Genomic DNA, 23,065 nt, shown 5'->3' with positions numbered 1-23,065 from the left:
GTCGCGCTCCCCGGCCCCCGCCGCGTCGCGCTCCCCGGCCCCCGCCGCGTCGCGCTCCCCGGCCCCCGCCGGACCGGGTTCCCCGGCCTCCGCCGGACCGCGCTCCCCGGCCCCCGCCGCGTCGCGCTCCCCGGCCCCCGCCGGACCGGGTTCCCCGGCCTCCGCCGGACCGGGTTCCCCGGCCTCCGCCGGACCGGGTTCCCCGGCCCCCGCCGGGTCGCGCTCCCCCGCTCCCGTCACGTCGATCAGCCGGCACACCGTCTCGATGTCCACCCTCACCTGGGCGATGGAGGCGCGGCCGGAGAGCCAGGTGATCAGCGCCGAGAGCCAGGTGTGCTCGACGACGCGGACCGCGGAGAGCTGTTCGGGGGTGGGGTTGTCCAGGCCGCCCATCGCGTCCAGGATGATCGCCGTGGTCCGGCGGGAGACCTGGTCGACCTCCGGGGAGACGCTTCGGTCGGCGAAGGTCAGGGCGCGGGCCATTGCCTCGGCCAGCCGGGGTTCGCGCTGGAGCGCGCCGAAGGCCCGCATCAGGGTCTGCGCCACCCGGTCCGCCGCCGTCTCACCGGCCGGCGGGCTCTTGCGCAGCGTCCCGTGCAGCTGCTCCAACTGGTCCTGCATGGTCGCGACCAGCAGATGGACCTTGGACGGGAAGTAGCGGTACAGCGTGCCCAGGGCGACCTGCGACGACTCCGCGACCTCGCGCATCTGTACCGCCTCGAAGCCGCCCCGGCAGGCCAGCCGGGCGGTCGCGTGCAGAATGCGGCGTCGGCGCTCCCGCTGCCGTGCGGTGAGGGGCGGGGCGGCGACGGGGCGCGCGGACCCGGACGTACGGGCGGCTTCCGCTTCCGGGTTGTCCGCCTCCGGCTTGTCCACCTTGGTCGCCTTCTCCCCCATGTCCGGTCCGGCACGGTGTCCGGCAGTGTCCGGCACCGTGCCGCGCCGTGGCGTGAATCACCTGATCCACTCATCACAGCTTCCTTACCTGCCGGTAGATTCGGATCCTCCGGACGATCAAGTCTGAAACTTGTTCTAGATTAACGTCCCGGCATAGTGTCGCGGGACAGCGCAGTGAGAAGGGGGCCCAGGGTGACCGCCGAGGCCAGTCAGACGGGTCCCCGTCCGGAGCCCGCCGCCGACGGCATGCGACCGCTCCGCATCGCACTCCTCACCTACAAGGGAAACCCGTTCTGCGGCGGCCAGGGCGTCTACGTCCGCCACCTCTCGCGCGAACTGGCCCGCCTCGGCCACCGGGTCGAGGTGATCGGAGCCCAGCCCTACCCCGTCCTCGACGACGGCCCGGACCTCGGCCTCGGGAACCGGCTGTCCCTCACCGAGCTCCCCAGCCTCGACCTCTACCGCCAGCCCGACCCCTTCCGCACCCCGAAGCGCGACGAGTACCGCGACTGGGTCGACGCGCTGGAGGTCGGCACGATGTGGACCGGCGGCTTCCCCGAGCCGCTGACGTTCTCCCTGCGGGCCCGCCGCCATCTGCGCGCCCGCCGCGGGGACTTCGACGTCGTCCACGACAACCAGACCCTCGGCTACGGGCTGCTGGGCGACGTCGGCGCCCCCCTCGTCACCACCGTCCACCACCCCATCACCGTCGACCGGCAGCTCGAACTCGACGCCGCCGAGGGCTGGAAGCGCCGGTACTCGGTGCGCCGCTGGTACGCGTTCACCCGCATGCAGAAGCGCGTCGCGCGCCGCCTGCCGTCCGTGCTCACCGTCTCCGGCACCTCCCGCCAGGAGATCGTCGACCACCTCGGCGTACGGGCCGACCGCATCCACGTCGTCCACATCGGCGCCGACACCGACCTGTTCTCGCCCGACCCCTCGGTGCCGCGCATACCGGGCCGGATCGTGACGACGTCCAGCGCGGACGTGCCGCTCAAGGGCCTCGTCTTCCTCGTCGAGGCGCTGGCGAAGGCACGCACCGAGCACCCCCGGGCCCACCTCGTCGTCGTCGGCAAGCGGCCCGCCGAAGGCCCCGTCGCACAGGCGATCGAGCGGTACGGCCTCGAAGGCGCCGTCGAGTTCGTCAAGGGCATCTCGGACACCGAACTGGTCGGCCTCGTGCGCTCCGCCGAGGTCGCGTGCGTGCCGTCGCTGTACGAGGGGTTCTCGCTGCCGGCCGCCGAGGCCATGGCGGCGGGCACCGCGCTGCTCGCCACCACCGGAGGAGCCGTCCCCGAGGTCGCCGGACCCGACGGGGAGACCTGCCTCGCGGTGCCGCCGGGGGACGCGGACGCGCTGGCCGCCGGGCTGAACCGGCTGCTCGGCGACCGCGAACTGCGCGCCCGGCTCGGCGCGGCCGGACGCGAACGCGTCCTGCGGCACTTCACCTGGGCCCGCGCCGCCGAGGGCACGGCCGCCCGCTACCGCGAGGCCATCGGCCCCTCCGCGGCGACCCCGCGGACCGTGCCCGCGACCCCGACCACCCGTGACACCGGTGTCTACCCCGAAAGCAGGGCCACGTGCTGACCGTCGACTTCTCCCGGTTCCCGCTCGCCCCGGGCGACCGCGTCCTGGACCTCGGCTGCGGCGCCGGCCGGCACGCGTTCGAGTGCTACCGGCGCGGTGCCCGGGTCGTCGCGCTGGACCGGAACGCCGAGGAAATCCGCGAGGTCGCCAAGTGGTTCGCGGCGATGGAGGAGGCCGGCGAGGCACCGGCCGGCGCCACCGCCACCGCCATGGAGGGCGACGCGCTCGCGCTGCCCTTCCCGGACGAGTCCTTCGACGTCGTCATCATCTCCGAGGTGATGGAGCACATCCACGACGACAAGGGCGTCCTCGCCGAGATGGTCCGCGTCCTCAGGCCCGGCGGACGCATCGCGATCACCGTGCCGCGCTACGGCCCCGAGAAGGTCTGCTGGACCCTCTCCGACGCCTACCACGAGGTCGAGGGCGGCCACATCCGCATCTACAAGGCCGACCAGCTCCTCGCCCGCATCCGCGAGGCCGGCCTCAAGCCCTACGGCACCCACCACGCGCACGCGCTGCACTCGCCGTACTGGTGGCTGAAGTGCGCCTTCGGCGTCGACAACGACAAGGCGCTGCCGGTGCGGGCGTACCACAAGCTGCTGGTCTGGGACATCATGAAGAAGCCACTGGCGACACGCGTCGCCGAGCAGGCGCTGAACCCGCTGATCGGCAAGAGCTTCGTGGCGTACGCCACCAAGCCGCACCTGCCGCCGGTGGACGCCGCGTGACCACGCCCCGCACCGAGCACCTCGTCCTGCCCGGAGTCCTCACCGACGCCGAGGCCGCCGAGACCGTCCGCGGCATCCTCGCCGAGCAGCGGGAGGACGGCGCGATCCCGTGGTTCCGCGGGCACCACCTCGACCCCTGGGACCACATCGAGGCGGCGATGGCCCTCGACGCGGCCGGTGAGCACGAGGCCGCCGAGCGGGCGTACGAGTGGCTGGCCCGGCACCAGAACCCGGACGGTTCCTGGTACGCGGCCTACGCCGACGGCGACTTCGCCGACGTCACCGACCGCGGCCGGGAGACCAACTTCGTCGCCTACGTCGCCGTCGGCGTCTGGCACCACCACCTCGCCACCGGCGACGACACGTTCCTCGACCGGATGTGGCCCGTCGTCCACGCGGCGGTCGAGTTCGTGCTGCGCCTCCAGCAGCCCGGCGGGCAGATCGGCTGGCGCCGCGACGACGACGGCACGGACACCACCGACGCGCTGCTGACCGGCAGCTCCTCCGTCCACCACGCGCTGCGCTGCGCGCTCGCCATCGCCGAGCAGCGCGAAGAGCCCCAGCCCGACTGGGAGTTGGCGGCGGGCGCGCTCAGGCACGCCATCCGCCGCCACCCGGAGCGGTTCCTGGACAAGGACCGCTACTCGATGGACTGGTACTACCCGGTGCTGGGCGGCGCGCTGACCGGCACCGAGGCCAGGTCCCGCATCGCGGAGAGCTGGGACCGCTTCGTGGTCCCGGGCCTCGGCGTGCGCTGCGTCGTCCCCAACCCGTGGGTCACGGGCGGCGAGTCGGCCGAACTCGCGCTCGCCCTGTGGGCGGTGGGCGAGTCCGACCACGCCCTGGAGATCCTCCAGTCGATCCAGCACCTGCGCGACCCGGACAGCGGCCTGTACTGGACGGGCTACGTCTTCGAGGACGAGGCGGTCTGGCCGCGCGAGCTGACCACCTGGACGGCCGGCTCCCTGCTCCTCGCCGTCGCCGCACTGGGCGGACACGAGGCCACCTGCCAGGTCTTCTCCGGCGACCGCCTGCCGCGGGGACTCGACCCGGACTGCTGCGTGTGAACGCCGGTCGGCGTCAGTGAGTCAGTGCCGGTGCAGGCGGTTGGCGATGGCGTGGCCGACGAAGAGGTAGACGACGGCGGCCAGTCCGTAGCCGGCGACCACGCGGGCCCAGGCCTCGTCGAAGGTGAAGAGGTCCCGTGACCAGCCGGCCAGCCAGTTGGCCGCGTCATGGACGAACCGCACCAGGTCGTTGGCCCGGTTGGCGTCCAGCAGGTACATCAGGATCCACAGTCCGAGGATGACGGCCATGATGTCCGCGATCACCGCGACGGCCGTCCCGGCGGAGTGGGAGCCACTGCGACTGCGACTTCGAGGGGACATGCCGGTCGGGTTGCCGCCCCGCACGGTTCGAAACCGCATACGGTCATTTGCTCGCCGTTTGCCTGGAGTTGAGGGTTCCGGGTGTGCTCGTTCCCCGCCGTCGCCGATGATCCTGCTCCCTGAGTGGCAGGAGGGCAGGCCGTTGTCCGACGACAGAGCTCCCACCATCGAGGAGCCCCGGCTCACCACCCGGCGCACCGACCGCCGCAGAGTGCCCCGGTACGTGCTCGCCGTGCTGCCCCTCGCCGTGGCCGGACTGATCTCCCTGCTGGTGTCGGGCAACACCCTGCGCCCCTTGGAGCACATCACCACCATCGACGCCAGAATGGCCTCCAAGTCCGACTACTTCCGGGACCCGGAGGTACAGCGGCTGTTACTCCGGCACGGCATCCGCGTCGACATCCACCGCCTCGGCTCCCGAGGCATCGCCACCCAGTCCCTGCGGGACATGGACGCCGTCTTCCCGTCCGGCCAGCCCGCCGCCAAGCTCGTCCTCGACCGCCAGGACCGCTCGGTCCGCTCGGTGCGCCCCTTCGTCAGCCCGCTCGTCCTCGGCACCTTCCGCGACTACGCCGAGACCCTGGTGAGGGCGGGCGTCGCCACCCCGCAGCCGGCCCCCGACGGCAGCGACGAAACTCTCTACTACAACCTGGACATGGCCCGCTTCACCGGCCTCCTCGACGGCGTCGACGACCGGCGGAACCCCAAGGACGGCGAGGGCCGCACCGCCGACACCTGGAACGGCGTCGGCTACGACGAGGTCACCCGCGACGATCGCAGCAACAGCGGCCGCGTCCTGGTCCGCACCTCCAACGTCTGCGAGTCCAACTCGGCGGGCACCTACCTGAGCATCCTCGCCTTCGTCGCCAACGGAAACCGCACCCCCGGCACCCGGAACAGCAACGACACCCCGCTCGCGGCGAACGCCGTCCAGCGCCTCGCCGCCGAGATCAAGCCGCTCATCGACCTCCAGGGCATGTGGGCCGACGAGCAGGCCGACAGCTACTTCTCCGCCCTCGGCGAGTCCATCGCACCGATCTCCGTGATCTACGAGCACCAGTACCTGGCCCACCAGATCGCCCACCACGGCCGCGAGGACCGCCAGGACACCAGCCGCGTCCTGCTCTACCCCACGCCCTACGCCCTCACCGAACCCCAGCTGATCTCCCTCACCGACCGGGGCGACCGGCTCGTCGAGGTGATCCAGGAGGACGAGGAACTGCGCCGCCGCGCCGTCGAACTCGGCTTCCGCGTCCGCTTCTCCGGCGCGGCCGGCACCAGCGACCAGCTGAACGCCCACCTCGCCGAGCACGACATCCAGGTGCCGCAGGAGAACAGCGACCGGACCAAGGTCTACGAACCCGACCTCGAGGTCCTGGAGGAGATCATCGAATACGTCGGCGACTGCCCGCCTCCTGTCCAGGACACACCATGAGGGCCGCCGCCCGCGCCCTGCTCGGGCTCGTCCTGCTCGGCGCCACGCTCACCGCCTGCACCTCCGACGACGGCCCCACCACCCTCCGGGTCCTCGCCAGCCCCGAACTCGCCGACGTGGAGCCTCTGCTGGCCGACCTCGCCGAGGACACGGGCGTGGAGCTGGACATCGACTACCGGGCCAACGCCGACCTCACCGGGCAGTACCCGCCCTCGCGCGGCACCCCCGGCTACGATCTCGCCTGGCTCGCCTCCGACCGCTCCTTCCTGCTGCGCGTCCAGCACTCCGACGGCAGGCTCACCCGCCCCGAGTCCACACCGATCATGCGCTCCCCGGTCGTCGTCGGCCTCACCCCCGCCACCGTCCGGAGCCTGCGCGCGAACGCCCCCGGCGGCCGGGTCTCCTGGGCCGGCATCGCGGACGCCGCCGCCGACGGCACCGTACGGTTCGGGATGGCCGATCCGCGGCGCAGCGACACCGGCCGCGCCGCGCTCGTCGGCGTCGCCACCGCCGCCGCCGGCACCGGCAGCGCCCTGCGTGAACAGGACGTCTCCTGCGACCGGCTGCGCGGCTTCCGCTCCGGCCAGACCCTCAACGCCGCCAGCTCCCGCGACCTCGTCGCCCGCTACCCCGCACGGCAGGACGACACCAACGCGCTCATCGCCCACGAGGCGGAACTCCTCGCCCTGAACGCCTCCGGCGAGCTGCGCACCCCGCTGGAGATCGTCCACCCCGACGACGGCATGGTCCTGTCCGACTTCCCGCTGCTCCTGCTGGACGCCACCGAACTGCCCGCCTACCGCAAGGTCGTCGACCGGCTGCTCGCCGAGGACACCCAGCGCGCCCTGATGGAACGGACGTACCGCCGCCCCGTCAACCAGGACGTCACTCCCGACGGCGCCCTGCGCACACCCGTCGGCAACGCGCTCTCCTTCCCCGACCGCCTCTCCGTCGTCCAACGGCTGATCACCGACTACGGCGACCCCGACCACCGCACCGCCGACCAGGTCGTCTTCGTCCTCGACTTCTCCACCTCCATGCGCGGCGCCCGCATGGCCGGTCTGCGCGCCGCCTTCGCCGGGCTCAGCGGCGCCGACTCCTCCGCCACCGGCAAGTTCACCCGCTTCTACCGGGGCGAACGGCTGACCGTGATCCGCTTCGGCGGCGAGGTCCTGGAGGAACGCACCATCACGGTGCGCGGCGACGCCGACCTCCGCGACCTCAACGCCACGGTCGCGGGCGGCGGTTACGACGACGCCACCGCCCTGTGGTCCGCCCTCGACCACGGCTACCGTGTCGCCGCCGACGCCGTACGCGACGATCCGGACCGCCCCGTCGCCGTCGTCCTGATGACCGACGGCGAGAACAACGCGGGCATCACCTACGAGGAGTTCCTGCGCCGCCACCGCGCCCTCGGCGCCGAGGCCGAGGCGGTGCCCACCTTCCCCGTCCACCTGGGAGAAGCCGACGCGGACGCCCTGCGGCGGGTCGCCGACGCCACCGGCGGCCGCGTCGTCGACGCCGGACTCACCTCCCTCCCCGACGCGTTCAAGGAGATCCGTGGGTGTCATCGACAGTGAGTGGTGGGCCCTGTGGTGGTGGCCCTGGCTGGTCGTCTGGGCGGGCACCGCGGTCTGCTGGGCCGTCCTGCTGCGCTACGGCCTGATCCGCCTCGGCTGGCTGCGCAGACGCCGCCGACAGGGCGGCCGTACGGTCCACGGCATGTGCTTCTTCCTGCACGAGCAGCGCGTGATGGACCTCTACCAGCAGGGCGGATTCTCCGACGCCCTCGAACAGGAGGTCGCCGACCGGATCAACGTCACCAGCGGCGTCGGCCTGCGCGCCAAGTTCGGCTGGGGCGACGGCAGCGCCAACAGGGACGTCACCAAGGAACGCGTCACCGCCTATATCCAGGAGAGCACCCCGATCACCGTGATACGGCTGCTCATGGACACCATGCGCAAGGAGGACGTGATCGTCCACACCGACCTCACCACCGGCCTGATCGTCCCCAACCGCCGGCTCTCCGACGCCCTCGCCGACCGCGGCGACCGCATCCCGCTCACCTCGGTGGAGGTCATGTCGGCGTTCGTCTCGGTCACCGGCCGCTTCACGGCCAGCCGCACCTCGGACAGCGGCGACATCGTGCTGCGCGCCCCCTACGGCGACGGCCCCCGGCCCGCCCACGTCCGCATCACCTGCGAGGCCGCCGGGGTGCGGGAGGGCTTCCAGAACGCGGAGTACTTCACCGGCGAGTTCCAGGCGCGCTGCCTCGGCAAGGTCCAGATCTGGAACAGAGAGACGGGCGAGCTGTCGTTCAACCCGGTCGCGATCTTCCTCTGACGCGTCAGGCGTTCAGCTTGGCGGGCGTGCGCAGCGTCGGGAGGGCCGGTGACAGGGCCAGCAGATCGGTCACCGGCCCCTACCGCCGCTCCGCCGGCCGCTCGGCGATCCGCTCCCGCGGCCCGGCCAGCGAAACCTCGTCGACGTACTCCCGGGGCGCGGCCGGCGGCGAGCACGGGTACGGCCGCCCGTTCCAGCCCTCCACCACCCGCGGCCCGGACAGCCCGAGCCGGGCAGCAAAGGGCCGCCGGGGAGACGGCCGAGGGTGGCGGCGTGCAGTGCGGTGGCGACGGGGGAGCGGGCGGCCATCTGCGCGACAGCCGTGCCCAGTTCGATGGTGCAGGTGTGGGCGGCGATCCAGGTGAGCGGGGTGAAGGCGTCGGAGCCCCCGGGACTCGGCGGTCCACACACCGTGGACGACTCCTCCTGGCGGTCCGTCAGTGCTCTGTGGAGGCGGCGGCTGTACGCCAACGGCCCCGCACCCGGAAGGGCGAGGGGCCGTGCGGGTGCGTGCGGCGAAGCTCAGCCGCGCTGGATGCCGCTCGTGTCCTGCAGGACACCCCGGCGGCCGTCCTGCGTCTGGGCGACCAGGTTCGCGCCGCGCTGCTCGACGGCCAGGTACCAGGTGCCCGGCGCCAGCTCGGCGATCGGCGTGGGGGAGCCGTCCTCCGCGAACAGCGGACGCGGCACCGGCACGGCGAACCAGAACGGCGAGAAGTCCGCGGCCGGGGCCGGCTGCGCCTGCGCCGGCTGCGGCTGCGGGGCGTGCGGCTGGCCCGGCTGCGGCTGGCCGCCGAAGGACTGACCCGGCTGGCCCGGCTGTCCGGGGCCGGGCTGGCCCGGCTGTCCGCCGTACGGCGGCTGCTGCGCGCCCGGGTAGCCGTAACCACCCTGGGGCTGGCCGCCGTAGGGCTGCGGCGCGGCCGGACGGGCGGCCGGGATCAGGGAGCCCTTGAGGGCGGGGACCAGCGCGGTGGCGACGGCCGCGACGGCCATGATCAGCGTGGCGACGAGCGCGAGGATCAGACCCGTGCCCGCACCGAGCTCGCTGGTGAAGCCCCCGTCGCCGTCGAAGGCGCCCGCGGGGTCGAAGATGTTGCCGAGCGCGCACCACGCGGCGAAGATCGTGAACGCGACGCCGAACTGACCGAGGTCGAGCCCCGCCACCTTCTTGGGCTGCGGCAGAGCGCGGGCCACGATGATGAGTGCGGTGCCGATGATGCCCGCGAGGACGACACCGAGCACGACCGCCCCACTGCCCCACAGGCTGGGAATGTCGGCGTCGTCCGGGGCGCCGTCGATCGAGTAGATGTCGAGGAACGACGCGATGAACAGCAATACCGCTGCTCCGATCACCACGCCGTCGCCTCGAGTGAGGGAGCGGATATTCACTTCAGGTCCTTCGTAGGTCGTCTCGTCGTCGGTAGAGGCGTCGCTGTCACCGTGCCGCCGTCAGGTTCGGGTTCCGGTGTGAAGCGCGGGGGTGGCCCCTCATCGTACGGATGACACTATCGTCCGTACGTCGGAGCTGTCCGCAGGGATGAGTGCGCTGATCGCTACCCGCGCAGGAAACCCACGATTCCCTCAGACATCCCTTGCGCCGCCTTCTGGCGCCAGGTCCCGCTGGTCAGCAGGGCCGCGTCCGCGCTGTCGCGCATGTTGCCGCACTCGACGAACACCTTGGGAACCGTTGACAGATTGAGACCGCCCAGGTCCGTGCGCGTGACGAGACCGGTGCCGCCACCGACGTAGTTGGAGGGCGCGCTGCCCGTGGCGCGGACGAAGTTGCCCGCGATGCGCCGGCCGAGTTCGGCGGACGGGGCGACGATGGCGCGGGTGTCGGCGGCGCCGTCGTGCACCGGGCCCGGCAGGATGACGTGGAAGCCGCGGTTGCCGGCCCCGGACCCGTCGGCGTGGATCGAGATCGCGGCGTCCGCCTCCGCCTCGTTGCCGATCCGGGCCCGCTCGTCCACGCAGGGCCCGTACGGACGGTCGGCGTCCTGCGTCAGTCTCACCGTGGCGCCCTGCTCCTCCAGGAGCGTGCGCAGCCGGTGGGCCACGTCGAGGGTGAACTTCGCCTCCGGCCAGCCCGCGTCGGTGGCCGTGCCCGTCGTGTCGCACTCCTTCCAGTGCGTACCGACGTTCACCTTGCGGTTGATCTCGGAGGCGTGCCGGAAGTTGCCGGGGTTGTGCCCCGGGTCGATGACGACGACCTTGCCCTTGAGGGGGCCGGAGGCCGCGGCGGGCGCGGACGTCGACTCCGAGGGGGAGGGCTCGGCCGTCGTCGCCGACGGGGAGGTGCCCGCGGGCGACGTGGCGTCGTCGGTGGGTGACGCGGGGCCGGCGGGACCACCGGAGGAAGGTGCCGGGGACGACGTCCGCACGCTGCCCGCGCGGTCCGCACCGCCCCCGCCCCCGTCGTCCGGGCCGCCGACCGCCGCGTACACCCCCCACCCGAGCAGCGCCCCGGGCACGAGCGCCGCGATCGCCACGGTCAGCGGGCGGCGCAGCGGGGAACGGCGGGGCTGGGGAGGATCGAAGTCCGGGCCTGTGTACGACACGCAGCGACTCTAGACCGGGCCCTCAGATCCCCGCGCCCGTTCGCCGCAGGACGCGCAGCGAGTCGGTCACGGAGACCTCGGTGAACGCGCCGGACGCGAGAGCCCTGAGGTGAACGCGGTACGGGGCCTGCCCGGTGAACTCGTCGGCCGGGTCCGGGAAGACGTCGTGGATGACCAGGAGGCCGCCGTCGGCCACGTGCGGCGCCCAGCCCTCGTAGTCGGCGTTCGCGTGCTCGTCGGTGTGGCCGCCGTCGACGAAGACGAGGCCGAGGGGGGAGTTCCACAGAGCCGCCACCTGGGGCGAACGGCCGACGAGGGCCACCACGTGCTCCTCCAGCCCGGCCCGGTGGAGGGTGCGGCGGAAGGCGGGAAGGGTGTCCATCACGCCCAGCTCCGGATCGACCGTCTCCGGGTCGTGGTACTCCCAGCCCGGCTGCTGCTCCTCGCTGCCCCGGTGGTGGTCGACGGTCAGCGCCGTGACGCCGGCCCCGCGGGCGGCGTCGGCGAGCAGGATCGTGGAGCGCCCGCAGTACGTGCCGACCTCCAGCAGCGGCAGCCCGAGCCCGCCGGCCTCCACGGCCGCCGCGTACAGGGCGAGGCCCTCGTGCGTGGGCATGAACCCCTTCGCGGCCTCGAAGGCGGCCAGGGCGTCGGGGGTGGGTGCCGCGGACATGGGGGTCCTTCCGGTGGTACGGGCGTGTCGGCGCCCCATGCTGCCGCACCCCCCGCCGCGCGATGCGGACCGGGGGTGCGGGTGCGCCGACGGCACGGGCCGGGCGGAGACCGTCTCGTCCGCTGGGGACCGGGTTCCCGGGCAGAGGGGCGTTGTGTCGGGAAGTGGCGGTCGCACCCGTGATGACTGCCGTGTCGGGCGGAGGAGTTGTGTCAGGCGGAGGCTTCGTGCCAGGGAGGTGTTGGGGCAGCACGGTGACCGTTGGTCAGGCGGCGGCTGCGGGTCAGGCGGAGACCGTCTCGCCCGGCAGGGACAGGTCCAGGTCGACGGGGCTGTCGTCGCCGGCGTGTGTCGCCGAGTGGGCGAGCGGGCCGTGGCCCGCGGCGCGGGCGGCCAGCACGTACGGGCCCCGGGCGGGGACGGCGAGCGTGTAGCCGCCGTCCGCGGCGGAGAGGGCCGCGCCCGCCTGGCGGCCGTGCCGGTCGATCAGCGTGACCTTGGCGTGGGCGACGGGTGTGCCGTCCGCGGCCAGGACCCGGCCGCGGAAGCCGCGCAGCGGCTCGCCGGCCACGGCCGCCCCGGTGCCGGGAGCCCCGGCCAGTGCCTGTTCGGCGCGGGCCAGGTTCGCGTCCTCCTCGCTGCTCGCACGCAGCCGGGTGGTCGTGGCCGGGCGGCGGCGGGGGAGGAAGAAGGCCAGCGCCAGGCCGACGGCGACCGCTCCCGTCGCGATCAGGAAGGAGACGCGGAAGCCCTGCATGGTGGGGACGGCGACGCCGCCGACGTCGTCCGCGGTGTTGGCGAGCACCATGCCGATGACGGCGCTCGACACCGACGTACCGATGGACCGCATCAGGGTGTTGAGGCCGTTGGCCGCGCCCGTCTCCGAGGCCGGGACGGCGCCGATGATCAGCGCGGGCAGCGAGGAGTAGGCGAGACCGATACCGGCGCCGAGCAGCACCGAGGTGACGACGGTCTGCCAGGCGGCGCTCATCAGGCCGAGGCCGCCGCCGTAGCCGATCGCGATGACCAGCAGGCCGATGAGCAGGGTCGTCCGGGGGCCGTAGCGGGCGGACAGGCGGGCGTACACCGGCGCCGTGAACATCATCGTCAGGCCGAGCGGGGCCACGCACAGGCCCGCGACGACCATCGACTGCCCGAGGCCGTAGCCGGTCTCGGAGGGCAGCTGGAGGAGCTGGGGCAGGACCAGGGAGACGACGTAGAAGGCGACGCCGACCATGATCGAGGCGAGGTTGGTGAGGAGGACCTCGCGGCGGGCCGTGGTGCGCAGGTCGACCAGCGGGGCCGCGACGCGCAGCTCCATCAGGCCCCACAGGAGCAGGACCACGACGGCGGCGGCGAACAGGCCGAGCGTGGTGGGCGACGACCAGCCCCAGTCGCTGCCCTTCGTGATCGGCAGGAGGAAGAGGACCAGACCGGCGGTCAGACCGAGCGCGCCCGGCAGGTCGAAGGAGCCCTTGGCGCGCAGCGGGGACTCCGGTACGACGGCGAGGGTCAGGGCGATGGCGAGGACGCCGAGGCCGGCGGCGCCGTAGAACAGGGCGTGCCAGTCGGTGTGCTGCGCGACCAGGGCCGCGGCGGGCAGCGCCAGGCCGCCGCCGACGCCGATCGAGGAGCTCATCAGCGCCATCGCCGAGCCGAGCCGCTCGCGGGGCAGCATGTCGCGCATCAGGCCGATGCCGAGGGGTATCGCGCCCATCGCGAAGCCCTGGAGGGTACGGCCGACGATCATCGGGAGCAGGGCGTCGGTGAACGCGCTGACCAGCGCGCCCACCACCATCACCGACAGGCTGGCGATCAGCATGCGGCGCTTGCCGAAGAGGTCGCCGAGCCGGCCCATGATCGGCGTGGCCACGGCTCCGGAGAGGAGCGTGGAGGTCATGACCCAGGTGGCGTTGCCGGGTGTCGTGTCCAGAAGTCGGGGCAGGTCCTTGAAGACCGGGACGAGCAGGGTCTGCATCACCGCGACGACGATGCCCGCGAAGGCGAGCACCGGGACGGTGGCCCCGCTCGCTGTCCGGGCGGGCTCGGCGGTCGTCGTGTCGGACATTGAGTGAGGCCTCCAGGCCGGGGGATCGGCGAATGTGTGCAGGCTGAACCTCGTGCGCCGGGGCAACTATTCCGTTACTTCGAGTCCCTAACGAATTCTTGACCTTCTCTTGGGAGTGTGTCCACGTCCGGGCAATGTCCCGGTCCAGGCCCCCCAGCCCCCCAGCCCCCCCAGCCCCCAAGCCCCCAAGCCCCGCCTGGCCCCATGCCCCCGAGCCCATGCCCCGAGCCCCAAGCCCGGGGTCCGAGGACCGAGGACCGAGGACCTAGGACGGTCTGGGGCCCAAATCCCGATGCAAGGGGCGCTCCGGGGTTGAGACCATGACGCCCATGCTCGAAGCCACCGGTACGAACACCGCCCGAATATCACCGCGCCGCACACCACCCACCTGGCTGGTCGTGGCGCTCGCGTGCGCCGGACAGTTCCTGGTCGTGCTCGACGTGTCCGTCGTCAACGTCGCCCTGCCGTCGATGCGGACCGACCTCGGCCTGAGCGCGCAGGGTCTGCAGTGGGTCGTCAACGCCTACGCCATCGCCTTCGCCGGCTTCATGCTGCTGGGCGGGCGGGCCGGGGACCTGTACGGGCGCAAGCGGATGTTCCTGGTCGGGCTCGGACTGTTCACGCTGGCCTCGCTGGGCGGCGGACTCGCCCAGGAGGGCTGGCAGTTGCTGGCCGCACGGGCCGTGCAGGGCCTGGGCGCGGCGGTACTCGCCCCCTCGACGCTCACGATCCTGACCGCGGCGGTGCCCGAGGGAGCCGCGCGGGCCCGGGCGATCGCGACCTGGACCGCCGTGGGCGCGGGAGGCGGTGCGGCGGGCGGTCTGGTGGGCGGCGTCCTGGTGGACGGGCTGTCGTGGCGCTGGGTACTGCTGATCAACGTGCCGGTGGGCGCGGTGGTGCTGGCCGGAGCCGTGTACTGGCTCTCCGAGAGCCGGGCGGGGGAGCGGCGGCGCCTCGACCTGCCGGGCGCGCTGCTGGTCACCGCCGGGCTGGCCACCCTGGCCTACGGCATCTCGCAGACCGAGTCCGAGGGGTGGACCGCGGCCGCCGCGCTGGTGCCGCTGCTCGCCGGGCTCGCGCTGCTGGCGCTGTTCCTCCTCGTCGAGGCGCGGACGGCGGCACCGCTGATGCCGCTGGGGCTGCTGCGGCTGCGGTCGGTGGCGTCGGCGAACGTGGCGATGCTGGTGTCCGGCTCGTCGATGTTCTCGATGTGGTTCTTCATGACCCTGTACGCGCAGAACGTACTGGGCTACTCCCCGCTGGAAGCGGGGCTCGCGCTGGTGCCCAGCTCGCTGGCGGTGGTCCTCGGCTCGAAGGCGGCACCGCGGTTCATGCCGGTGATCGGGGCGCGGAACGTGGCCGTGCTGGGCACGCTCGTCGCGGCGGTCGGCTTCGGCTGGCAGTCGACGATGACCGCAGACGGCGGGTACATGACCGCGATCATGATTCCCGGGGTGCTGATGATGCTGGGCGCGGGACTGGCGGCGACTCCGCTGGCGTCGCTGGCCATCTCCGGGCCGGCGGCCGGGGACGCCGGACTGGTCTCCGGGCTGGTCAACACCTCCCGCACGATGGGCGGTTCGCTGGGACTCGCCGTGATGTCGACGATCGCGGCGGCCCGGTCCGGGGGAGAGGACGCCGGGCCCGAGGAACTGACGGACGGGTACGCGCTGGTGTTCCGCACGGCGGCGGTGGTGCTGGCCGCCGGGGCGGTGCTGATGCGGGTGTGGCTGCCGCCGGGGGAGCGGACGAAACGCGGGGCACGCGGGTAGCCGGGGCTCGGTGGACCGGGGCTCGGTGGACCGGGGCCTGGCGGGTCGACGGCCGTCTCGCCGGCCAGCACGGCGGGTGCGGTGCGGTGCGGCGCGTCGTCGGTGGCATACGGAGGACGCTGCGGAGCGGGCGGGGGCGGGCGGCGGATGCGGTCGTCCGGACTTCGGCAGGACACATGTCACGGGCGGCCGACGTCCCGTACGGTCGGGGCCGTCCGTAGGCGGTACCGGGATGACGGGTGCCGGAACGGCGGGTGCCCGGGCAACGGGTGCCGGAACGGCAGGTGCCCGGACGACGGATGCCCGGACGAAGGACGCCCGGACAACGGGTGCCCGGACGACCGGTACCGGGATGACAGGAGAGCCATGCCCATCGACGCAGCCCAGGCGCTCGCCGCCGCGCCCCGCGTCCGCGAGATCACCTGGGACCACAAGGACGTCCAGCTCTACCACCTCGGCATCGGCGCCGGCCTGCCCGCCACCGACCCGGGCGAACTGCGCTACACCCTGGAGTCCCGGCTGCACGTCCTGCCCAGTTTCGCCACCGTCGCGGGCGGCGGCCCGCCCGACGTGATCCGCGCGCTGTCCGTGCCCGGCGTCGACGTCGACCTCGCCCGCGTCCTGCACGGCGGGCAGTACCTGCGCCCGCACCGGCCCGTTCCGGTGCGGGGCCGGGCGAGCGCCGCCTCCCGTGTCGTCGCCGCCTACGACAAGGGCACGGCGGCCGTCCTCGTCCTGCGCACCGAGGTCACCGACGCGGACGGGCCCCTGTGGACCGACGAGGCCGAGGTCTTCGTACGCGGAGAAGGCGGCTGGGGCGGTGAACGGGGACCGTCCGGACGTCCGGCGCCGCCACCCGCCGCGGCACCGGACCATGTGGCCGAGCGCGCCGTACGCGAGGACCAGGCCCTGCTCTACCGGCTCTCCGGTGACTGGAACCCCCTGCACGCCGACCCGGAGTTCGCCGCGCGCGCCGGCTTCGACCGGCCCGTGCTGCACGGGTTGTGCACCTACGGGAGCACGCTCAAGTCGGTCGTCGACACGCTGCTGGACGGTGACGTGACCCGGGTGCGCGCGTACCGCACGCGGTTCGTCGGGGCCGTGTATCCGGGGGAGACACTGCGGGTGCGCATGTGGCGGTCCGCGGGGGCGGCGGGCGGCGGCACGGTGCGGGTGGCGGTGGGCGCCGTGGAACGGAGCGACGCGCCGGTCCTCGCCGACACCGTCGTCCGGTACGGATGACGGCTCCGGCCCCGCCCGCCGGAGTGACGGACGGGGCCGGAGCCGCTCGCCTGCTTGCTACTTCTGGTCCGTGCCTCGTGACGTACCGTCAGGCCGCTGCGGTGTCGGCCTCTTCGGCCGGCTTGCGGTGGCGGCCCCGCGGAATCGCCGCGCCGTCCTGACTGGAGACCGGTCCTCGGTGCCGGCCGTGGCCGGTGTCGGTCTCGCGAACGTCGGCACCGTCGGCCTGCATCGGCTGGGTCGTGCTGGCGTCGTTCATCGGAAGGAATTCACCCCGTCAACATGATCTTTCCTACAGCCGGGCGAGTGTAACCGGCACCCCTCGGCCCGAATCCAGGTGACCACGCCAACCGGCACTACTTCGTTACAAGCCGTCCCAGCGGGGCCTGTTGCAGGGGCACGGGACGCGTCGAGGCGGACGCCGGAGCGCCTGATACGCCCGTTGTCTCCGGATTGCCCGGAGTCATATCCTCCGTATTCTCCGCATCCCGCGTACCCGCCGCATCCCGCGTTCGCTCCGCACCCTGCGGGGTCCCTGCCGGTCCACCGCCCGCGTCGCGTGCGGTCAGCCGCGCCACGCCGCACGGCGACTGCGGTGTGGCGCACGGCAGGCGCAGCTCCCCGTCCGCGGTCCACAGCCCGGCGCCCGTCAGCCATCCTTCCGGGGCCGGAAGGTGACGCACCCGCCGTTCGGTGGGACGCCACACCCCGACCCAGCTGCCGAACGCCCCGTCCAGGCGCAGCGCCACCGCGCAGCGCTCCGGCGTGAGCGCCTGGCCGGGCTGGATCGCGAACGGCGTGACGACGCAGTCCGGCAGCCGCAGGCACTCCGGGAAGCGCACCGGCAGGGTGCTGCCCAGCACCCCCCAGCCGAGCCGCGCCTGCCCCGGCGAGGGCGCGTCCGAGCGGATCAGCGCCAGCCCGCTGTCCGGGTCGGCCAGCAGTATCCGGTCGTCGCTGTCCGCGGTGATCTGCAGCAGCGGGGACACCTCGCCGCCCCGCTCCAGGTCCACCACGACCGCCTTGGTGCGCCCGCCGGACTCCCGGTCCACGGCCAGTATCCGGCCCGTGCGGTCCAGCCAGGCCCCGCCCGAGCACCGGCCGGGGATCTCGGCGACCCGCTCCGGTCCGAAGAGGCCGCCGGCGACCTGCCACAGCACCGACACCCGCGGGCCGGCGGCGAGGGCGTACGCCCGCTCGCCGTCCGGGGCCGGCGGCAGCAGCCGCAGCCCGATGGTGTCCGACGGGCACTCGACCGCACCGAGCGGCAGTTCGCCGGTGCCGGGGCCGGTCGGGTACAGCAGTGAGAAGACGTGCCGTCCGGCCGCGACGCGGTGGACCAGGACCCGCCCGTCGCCCATCGGCTGCACCTCGGTGCCGGGCTCCTCCGGCTGGTTGCCGGGCAGCGGCACCGCGTACGGTTCGGGGCCGTCCAGGGTCCAGCGCTCCGGGTACCAGGAGTCTCCGCTCAGGGTGAGGCGCGCGGCGTAGGCGCCCTCCGCGGTGATGCTGCAGGCCGCCCGCGGGGGGCCGCCGTGCCCGGGATTCACCGAAGGCTCGATTGCACAGACCGTCATCGTTCGGTCACCTCCAGCGACGAAGCTAGTTTCGTACGCGGGGGTGGGGGACCGGCGGCAGGCCCCATCACACATACGTGTGGCACAGGAACGATTCGCCTGAGAGGAGGGCGGGGTGTGTGCTGCGCCGGAGCGGGACGGCCGGACGGGAGGCCGCCGGTACGGCTGCGGGTACAGCGGCGCAGAACCTCCAGGTAGCCTTGCATTCGTGCCCCGTCTGTCAGAAGTCATCGCCGCGCTGGAGAACCTGTGGCCCGCCGAGCGGGCCGAGTCCTGGGACGCGGTCGGCACCGTCGTGGGCGACCCCGGCCAGGAGGTCTCCCGGGTCCTGTTCGCCGTCGACCCGGTCCAGGAAATCGCCGACGAGGCGGTGAAGCTGGGCGCCGGCCTGCTCGTCACCCATCACCCGCTGTATCTGCGGGGGACGACGACGGTCGCCGCCTCCACATCCAAGGGCCGCGTGGTGCACACGCTCATCAAGAACGACATCGCCCTGCACGTCGCCCACACCAACGCCGACACCGCCGACCCGGGTGTCTCCGACGCGCTGGCCGGCGCGCTCGACCTCCGCGTCGTGGGGCCCCTCGTGCCGGACCCGGCCGACCCGCGAGGACGTCGGGGCCTGGGCCGGGTGTGCGAACCGGAGCACCCGCTGACCGTCCGCGAACTCGCCGCCCGCGCCGCCGAGCGGCTGCCCGCCACCGCGCAGGGCATCCGCGTCGCCGGTGACCCGGACGCGACCGTCCGCACGGTCGCCGTCAGCGGCGGCTCCGGCGACAGCCTCTTCGACCACGTACGCGCGGCCGGTGTCGACGCGTTCCTCACCGCGGACCTGCGCCACCACCCGGTGTCCGAGTTCACCGCGGACCGCGCCCGCAGTCCCCTCGCGCTGCTCGACGCGGCGCACTGGGCCACCGAGTGGCCCTGGTGCGAGCTGGCCGCCGCCCAGCTCGACGAGATCTCCGACCGCAACGGCTGGGACCTCCGGGTCCACGTCTCCAAGACGGTCACCGACCCCTGGACCGCCCACGCGGCGTCCGCCCCGACCTCCGACACAATGGGAGCCCCCAACTGAAAGCCGCGCCCGCCGACCAGATCCGACTCCTCGACGTCCAGGGCCTCGACGTGCGTCTCCAGCAGCTCGCGCACAAGCGCAGGTCCCTGCCCGAGCACGCCGAGATCGAGTCGCTGACCAAGGACCTCACGCAGCTGCGCGACCTGCTCGTGGCCGCGCAGACCGAGGAGAGCGACTGCGCCCGCGAGCAGACCAAGGCCGAGCAGGACGTGGACCAGGTGCGCCAGCGCGCCACCCGCGACCAGCAGCGCCTGGACTCGGGCGCCGTCACCTCCCCGAAGGACCTGGAGAACCTCCAGCGCGAGATCGCGTCCCTCGCCAAGCGGCAGGGCGACCTCGAGGACATCGTCCTGGAGGTGATGGAGCGCCGTGAGTCCGCGCAGGAGCGGGTCGCCGAGCTGACCGAGCGGGTCGGCGCGGTGCAGGGGAAGACCGACGACGCCGCCGCGCGCCGGGACGCCGCCGTCGGGGAACTGGACGCCGAGGCGGCCTCGGTGACCAAGGAGCGCGAGGTCATCGCGGCCTCGGTCCCCGCGGACCTGCTGAAGGTCTACGAGAAGCTGCGCGAGCAGCAGGGCGGCGTCGGCGCGGCCAAGCTGTACCAGCGCAGCTGCCAGGGGTGCCGCCAGGAGCTGGCGATCACCGAGCTGAGCGAGATTCGCTCGGCGGCGCCCGACACGGTCGTACGCTGCGAGAACTGCCGCCGCATCCTGGTGCGCACGGCCGACTCCGGGCTGTGAGGGGCCTGTTCGGTGGCTGATCCAGCGGCGGGCCCGACGGGAGACCCGGTGGCGGGCCCGGCGACCGATCCGGCGAGGGGTCCCGTGGCAGGTCCGGCGGCGGGCCCGGTGCGGGAGTTCGTCGTCGAGGCCGACGGCGGGTCGCGGGGCAACCCGGGACCCGCGGGGTACGGAGCCGTGGTCCTGGACGCGGCCACGGGGCAGACCCTGGCCGAGGCCGCCGAGTACCTCGGGGTCGCCACGAACAACGTGGCCGAGTACCGGGGTCTGCTGGCAGGTCTGCGCGCGGCGAAGGAGCTGGACCCGGACGCGACCGTCCACGTCCGGATGGACTCCAAGCTCGTCGTCGAGCAGATGTCGGGCCGCTGGAAGATCAAGCACCCCGGCATGAAGCCGCTGGCGGCCGAGGCGGCGCGCGTCTTCCCGCCGGGGCGCGTGACGTACGAGTGGATCCCCCGCGCGAGCAACAAGCACGCCGACCGACTGGCCAACGAGGCGATGGACGCCGGGGCCCGCGGCGAGCAGTGGTCCGCGTCCACGTCGACGGCGGAACTGGACGCCGGCGGCGCCCGGACAGCGGCCGCTGACGCGGATGCGGAAGCGGAAGCGGAGCGAGGGGCCGCCGAGGCCGGTGACGGAGCCGCCGTGGGCGAACGCCTCACTCAGGCGGCCCGGACGGACCCGGAGACCACGCAGACCACCGGTGTCCCTCCTCGCGCTGCCGCTGCCGCTGCCGCTGTCTCCGCGGCCGACGCCGACGTGCGGGCCGCGAGGACCGTGGCCTCACCCGGCTGGGGACCCCCCGACATGGGTGCTCCCGCCACCTTCGTCCTGCTCCGGCACGGCGAGACGCCGCTCACCCCGCAGAAGCGGTTCTCCGGAAGCGGCGGCAGCGACCCGTCCCTGTCCTCCGTCGGCCGGGAACAGGCCGAGAAGGTCGCCGCGAGCCTCGCCCGGCGCGGCACGATCCAGGCGGTGGTCGCCTCGCCGCTGGCCCGCACCCGCGAAACCGCCGGCATCGTCGCCGCCCGCCTCGGCCTGGCGGTGACGGTCGACGAGGGCCTGCGGGAGACCGACTTCGGCGCCTGGGAGGGGCTCACCTTCGGCGAGGTGCGCGAGCGGTATCCCGACGACATGGACGCCTGGCTGTCCTCCCCGGACGCCGAACCGACCGGCGGCGGCGAGAGCTTCGCGGCGACCGGCGCCCGGGTCGCCGTCACCCGCGACCGGCTGGCCGCGGCCTACGCGGGCCGCACGGTGCTGCTGGTCTCCCACGTGACGCCGATCAAGACGTTCGTACGGCTCGCCCTGGGCGCCCCGCCCGAGTCGCTGTTCCGCATGGAACTGTCGGCGGCCTCGCTGTCGGCGGTGGCGTACTACGCGGACGGCGGCGCCAGCGTCCGGCTGTTCAACGACACGTCCCACCTGCGCTGAGCCCCGCCGCCTCACGGGCCAGCGCCTCCACGCGCGCCCAGTCACGGCCGGCCACCGCGTCCTTCGGCAGCATCCAGCTGCCCCCGACACAGCCGACGTTGGGCAGCGCCAGGTACTCCGGCGCCGAGGCCGGGGTGATGCCGCCGGTCGGGCAGAAGCGGGCCTGCGGCAGCGGGGCGGCGAGCGCCTTGAGGTAGGCGGTGCCGCCCGCGGCCTCGGCCGGGAAGAACTTCATCTCCCGCACCCCGCGCTCCAGCAGCGCCACCACCTCCGACGTGGTCGACACCCCCGGCAGGAACGGCACCCCGGACGCCCGCATCGCCGCCAGCAGCCCGTCCGTCCACCCCGGGCTGACCAGGAACCGGGCCCCGGCCGCCACGACCTCACCGACCTGCTCCGGCGCGATGACCGTGCCCGCCCCGACGACCGCGCCCGGCACCTCGGCGGCGATCGCGCGGATCGCGTCCCGCGCGACCGGCGTCCGCAGCGTCACCTCGATCGCGGGCAGCCCGCCCGCGACGAGCGCCCGGGCGAGCGGCACCGCGTCGGCGAGGTCGTCGACGACCACGACGGGCACGACGGGCGCGAGATCCAGTACCGACGGCGTCGAGGCACGGGGGGAGGAGGGCAGTGGAGAGGTCATGCCCTCATCGTGCCGCCGGAAAGCACTCTGTGCAATCGGCGTTGCGACATGCGCAACGCGTGATCCGGTGGCCGGATCAGTGGATCTCCGCCACCAGCACGTCCAGCGACCACGGCTTCCCCGCCTTCGCCGGCTCCTGCGCCTCCACCTCGTACCCCAGGTCCCGCAGCGCCTCCACCAGCTCCGTGGGCCCCTCCGGCGCGCTCGCGGACGCCAGCAGACTCCGTACGATCCGCCCCTTGGTCGCCTTGTTGAAGTGGCTGACCACCTTCCGGGTCGGCGCGTGCAGCACCCGCACGGTCGCCGTCCGCCCGGCGACCTCCCCCCGCGGCTTCCACGCCGCCGCGTACGCCGACGAGCGCAGGTCCAGCACCAGCCCGTCCCCGGCCGCCTCGGGCAGCACCTCGGCCATCGGCGCCCGCCAGTACGCGCCCAGCGCCCCGAGCCCGGGAAGTTTCACGCCCATCGAGCACCGGTAGGAGGGGATCCGGTCGGTCACCCGTACCGCGCCCCACAGCCCGGAGAACACCAGCAGCGAACGGGCGGCCCGCTTCCTGGCGGCCGCGTCCAGCGAGGCCAGGTCCAGGGCGTCGTACAGCACGCCGGTGTAGATCTCCCCGGCCGGACGCGCCCCCGCCGTCCGCAGCTCCGTGTTCTTGGCGACCTCGCCGCGCAGCCCCTCGCTCAGTCCGAGCACCTCGCGCGCCTTCTCCTCGTCACCGGCGCACAGCTCGACCAGTTCACCGAGGACGGTCTCCCGGGCCGCGGCCAGTCCCGGAAGGGACAGCGACTCCGGCTTCAGCGGGGCGCCGCGACCGGACGCGGCCTTCCCCTCCGACGGGGGCAGCAGGACAAGCACACGCACTCCTTCACTACGAGCCTCCTGGGCTCCAGGGCTCCCG

At 73.6% G+C, this 23,065-nt stretch carries 20 protein-coding genes and 2 pseudogenes; 11 read left to right on the top strand and 11 right to left on the bottom strand.

Features of this window, described 5'->3' with window-relative positions:
* Nucleotides 1-210: 210 nt before the first annotated feature.
* Nucleotides 211-897 (bottom strand): annotated as a pseudogene (locus ACP4IX_RS31140) (TetR family transcriptional regulator); the annotation flags it as partial.
* Nucleotides 898-1,089: 192 nt separating this feature from the next.
* Here ACP4IX_RS31140 and ACP4IX_RS31135 point away from each other — a divergent pair.
* The 3 genes from ACP4IX_RS31135 to ACP4IX_RS31125 are packed head-to-tail and all read left to right on the top strand — an operon-like array spanning nucleotide 1,090 to nucleotide 4,279.
* Nucleotides 1,090-2,484 (top strand): glycosyltransferase family 4 protein, encoded by a 1,395-nt coding sequence (locus tag ACP4IX_RS31135; protein ID WP_426557864.1) that lies wholly within the window; start codon nucleotides 1,090-1,092, stop codon nucleotides 2,482-2,484.
* Complete coding sequence (locus ACP4IX_RS31130) at nucleotides 2,478-3,212, top strand: class I SAM-dependent methyltransferase (RefSeq protein WP_426522544.1); 735 nt, start codon at nucleotides 2,478-2,480, stop codon at nucleotides 3,210-3,212. Before ACP4IX_RS31135 ends, ACP4IX_RS31130 begins: the two co-directional genes overlap by 7 nt.
* Complete coding sequence (locus ACP4IX_RS31125; protein ID WP_426557862.1) at nucleotides 3,209-4,279, top strand: prenyltransferase/squalene oxidase repeat-containing protein; 1,071 nt, start codon at nucleotides 3,209-3,211, stop codon at nucleotides 4,277-4,279. The genes ACP4IX_RS31130 and ACP4IX_RS31125 overlap by 4 nt, the downstream gene beginning before the upstream one ends.
* A gap of 21 nt (nucleotides 4,280-4,300) precedes the next feature.
* Here ACP4IX_RS31125 and ACP4IX_RS31120 read toward each other — a convergent pair whose 3' ends face one another.
* Nucleotides 4,301-4,600 carry a hypothetical protein gene (locus ACP4IX_RS31120; RefSeq protein WP_426522542.1) on the bottom strand — a complete coding sequence of 100 codons (300 nt, stop codon included), beginning with the start codon at nucleotides 4,598-4,600 and terminating at the stop codon, nucleotides 4,301-4,303.
* Between the two features lie 142 nt (nucleotides 4,601-4,742).
* Between ACP4IX_RS31120 and ACP4IX_RS31115 the strand changes: the two genes are divergently transcribed.
* From ACP4IX_RS31115 to ACP4IX_RS31105, 3 genes are read left to right on the top strand one after another with little or no spacing between them, the layout of a single operon-like run.
* A complete protein-coding gene (locus ACP4IX_RS31115; RefSeq protein ID WP_426522541.1) occupies nucleotides 4,743-6,035 on the top strand; it encodes a hypothetical protein in 1,293 nt (430 codons plus the stop codon).
* Nucleotides 6,032-7,615 carry a substrate-binding domain-containing protein gene (locus ACP4IX_RS31110; protein ID WP_426557860.1) on the top strand — a complete coding sequence of 528 codons (1,584 nt, stop codon included), beginning with the start codon at nucleotides 6,032-6,034 and terminating at the stop codon, nucleotides 7,613-7,615. Before ACP4IX_RS31115 ends, ACP4IX_RS31110 begins: the two co-directional genes overlap by 4 nt.
* A complete protein-coding gene (locus ACP4IX_RS31105) occupies nucleotides 7,596-8,378 on the top strand; it encodes a hypothetical protein (RefSeq protein WP_426522539.1) in 783 nt (260 codons plus the stop codon). The genes ACP4IX_RS31110 and ACP4IX_RS31105 overlap by 20 nt, the downstream gene beginning before the upstream one ends.
* 112 nt (nucleotides 8,379-8,490) lie before the next feature.
* Here ACP4IX_RS31105 and ACP4IX_RS31100 read toward each other — a convergent pair.
* From ACP4IX_RS31100 to ACP4IX_RS31080, 5 genes and pseudogenes are all read right to left on the bottom strand, one after another.
* Nucleotides 8,491-8,787 (bottom strand): annotated as a pseudogene (locus ACP4IX_RS31100) (LLM class flavin-dependent oxidoreductase); the annotation flags it as partial.
* Nucleotides 8,788-8,900: 113 nt separating this feature from the next.
* The gene (locus ACP4IX_RS31095; RefSeq protein WP_426557858.1) at nucleotides 8,901-9,770 is read right to left on the bottom strand and encodes a hypothetical protein; all 870 of its coding nucleotides are present in this window, start codon (nucleotides 9,768-9,770) and stop codon (nucleotides 8,901-8,903) included.
* Between the two features lie 164 nt (nucleotides 9,771-9,934).
* Nucleotides 9,935-10,939 (bottom strand): N-acetylmuramoyl-L-alanine amidase, encoded by a 1,005-nt coding sequence (locus tag ACP4IX_RS31090; protein ID WP_426557856.1) that lies wholly within the window; start codon nucleotides 10,937-10,939, stop codon nucleotides 9,935-9,937.
* Between the two features lie 22 nt (nucleotides 10,940-10,961).
* Nucleotides 10,962-11,612 (bottom strand): class I SAM-dependent methyltransferase, encoded by a 651-nt coding sequence (locus tag ACP4IX_RS31085; protein ID WP_426522536.1) that lies wholly within the window; start codon nucleotides 11,610-11,612, stop codon nucleotides 10,962-10,964.
* 283 nt (nucleotides 11,613-11,895) lie between these two features.
* Nucleotides 11,896-13,680, bottom strand: a complete 1,785-nt coding sequence (locus ACP4IX_RS31080; protein WP_426557854.1) for an MFS transporter — start codon at nucleotides 13,678-13,680, stop codon at nucleotides 11,896-11,898.
* Nucleotides 13,681-14,009: 329 nt separating this feature from the next.
* Between ACP4IX_RS31080 and ACP4IX_RS31075 the strand changes: the two genes are divergently transcribed.
* Together ACP4IX_RS31075 and ACP4IX_RS31070 are read left to right on the top strand one after the other, a co-directional pair.
* The gene (locus ACP4IX_RS31075; RefSeq protein WP_426557852.1) at nucleotides 14,010-15,452 is read left to right on the top strand and encodes an MFS transporter; all 1,443 of its coding nucleotides are present in this window, start codon (nucleotides 14,010-14,012) and stop codon (nucleotides 15,450-15,452) included.
* Between the two features lie 366 nt (nucleotides 15,453-15,818).
* On the top strand, nucleotides 15,819-16,694 hold the full coding sequence (locus ACP4IX_RS31070; RefSeq protein WP_426557850.1) for a MaoC/PaaZ C-terminal domain-containing protein: 876 nt from the start codon (nucleotides 15,819-15,821) through the stop codon (nucleotides 16,692-16,694).
* 88 nt (nucleotides 16,695-16,782) lie between these two features.
* Here the strand turns inward: ACP4IX_RS31070 and ACP4IX_RS31065 are convergent, their stop codons facing one another.
* Entirely contained in the window at nucleotides 16,783-16,953 is a 171-nt protein-coding gene (locus ACP4IX_RS31065) for a hypothetical protein (protein ID WP_426522532.1), read from the bottom strand.
* Nucleotides 16,954-17,050: 97 nt separating this feature from the next.
* Nucleotides 17,051-18,271 carry a hypothetical protein gene (locus ACP4IX_RS31060; protein ID WP_426522531.1) on the bottom strand — a complete coding sequence of 407 codons (1,221 nt, stop codon included), beginning with the start codon at nucleotides 18,269-18,271 and terminating at the stop codon, nucleotides 17,051-17,053.
* A gap of 208 nt (nucleotides 18,272-18,479) precedes the next feature.
* On the opposite strand from ACP4IX_RS31060, the gene ACP4IX_RS31055 reads away from it, so the two are divergent.
* The 3 genes from ACP4IX_RS31055 to ACP4IX_RS31045 all read left to right on the top strand — a co-directional run bounded on the left by ACP4IX_RS31055 (nucleotide 18,480) and on the right by ACP4IX_RS31045 (nucleotide 21,520).
* The gene (locus ACP4IX_RS31055; RefSeq protein WP_426522530.1) at nucleotides 18,480-19,346 is read left to right on the top strand and encodes a Nif3-like dinuclear metal center hexameric protein; all 867 of its coding nucleotides are present in this window, start codon (nucleotides 18,480-18,482) and stop codon (nucleotides 19,344-19,346) included.
* Nucleotides 19,343-20,086 carry a zinc ribbon domain-containing protein gene (locus ACP4IX_RS31050; protein WP_426522571.1) on the top strand — a complete coding sequence of 248 codons (744 nt, stop codon included), beginning with the start codon at nucleotides 19,343-19,345 and terminating at the stop codon, nucleotides 20,084-20,086. Before ACP4IX_RS31055 ends, ACP4IX_RS31050 begins: the two co-directional genes overlap by 4 nt.
* Nucleotides 20,087-20,194: 108 nt before the next feature.
* Nucleotides 20,195-21,520 carry a bifunctional RNase H/acid phosphatase gene (locus ACP4IX_RS31045; RefSeq protein ID WP_426557866.1) on the top strand — a complete coding sequence of 442 codons (1,326 nt, stop codon included), beginning with the start codon at nucleotides 20,195-20,197 and terminating at the stop codon, nucleotides 21,518-21,520.
* On the opposite strand, the gene eda is transcribed toward ACP4IX_RS31045, so the two are convergent.
* Together eda and yaaA are read right to left on the bottom strand one after the other, a co-directional pair.
* Nucleotides 21,495-22,163, bottom strand: coding sequence for a bifunctional 4-hydroxy-2-oxoglutarate aldolase/2-dehydro-3-deoxy-phosphogluconate aldolase (gene eda / locus ACP4IX_RS31040; protein ID WP_426522529.1), 669 nt, complete (start codon nucleotides 22,161-22,163; stop codon nucleotides 21,495-21,497). The genes ACP4IX_RS31045 and eda overlap by 26 nt on opposite strands.
* Nucleotides 22,164-22,239: 76 nt before the next feature.
* Nucleotides 22,240-23,022 (bottom strand): peroxide stress protein YaaA, encoded by a 783-nt coding sequence (gene yaaA, locus ACP4IX_RS31035; protein WP_426557848.1) that lies wholly within the window; start codon nucleotides 23,020-23,022, stop codon nucleotides 22,240-22,242.
* Between the last annotated feature and the right edge of the window lie 43 nt (nucleotides 23,023-23,065).

Origin of the sequence: Streptomyces sp. WG5 (assembly GCF_049974565.1) — a bacterium.
Lineage (GTDB): Bacteria > Actinomycetota > Actinomycetes > Streptomycetales > Streptomycetaceae > Streptomyces.
Note: the sequence above shows the minus strand (reverse complement) of the source record. Positions and strands in the feature narration are given on the sequence as shown.

What these genes read in the sequence shown, in the direction of transcription:
- ACP4IX_RS31110 (WP_426557860.1), top strand. Translation starts at nt 6,032, where the DNA reads ATGAGGGCCGCCGCCCGCGCCCTGCTCGGGCTCGTCCTGCTCGGCGCC.
- ACP4IX_RS31065 (WP_426522532.1), bottom strand. Translation starts at nt 16,953, where the DNA reads ATGAACGACGCCAGCACGACCCAGCCGATGCAGGCCGACGGTGCCGAC.
- eda (WP_426522529.1), bottom strand. Translation starts at nt 22,163, where the DNA reads ATGACCTCTCCACTGCCCTCCTCCCCCCGTGCCTCGACGCCGTCGGTA.
- ACP4IX_RS31060 (WP_426522531.1), bottom strand. Translation starts at nt 18,271, where the DNA reads ATGACGGTCTGTGCAATCGAGCCTTCGGTGAATCCCGGGCACGGCGGC.
- ACP4IX_RS31120 (WP_426522542.1), bottom strand. Translation starts at nt 4,600, where the DNA reads ATGTCCCCTCGAAGTCGCAGTCGCAGTGGCTCCCACTCCGCCGGGACG.
- ACP4IX_RS31080 (WP_426557854.1), bottom strand. Translation starts at nt 13,680, where the DNA reads ATGTCCGACACGACGACCGCCGAGCCCGCCCGGACAGCGAGCGGGGCC.
- ACP4IX_RS31085 (WP_426522536.1), bottom strand. Translation starts at nt 11,612, where the DNA reads ATGTCCGCGGCACCCACCCCCGACGCCCTGGCCGCCTTCGAGGCCGCG.
- ACP4IX_RS31070 (WP_426557850.1), top strand. Translation starts at nt 15,819, where the DNA reads ATGCCCATCGACGCAGCCCAGGCGCTCGCCGCCGCGCCCCGCGTCCGC.
- ACP4IX_RS31075 (WP_426557852.1), top strand. Translation starts at nt 14,010, where the DNA reads ATGCTCGAAGCCACCGGTACGAACACCGCCCGAATATCACCGCGCCGC.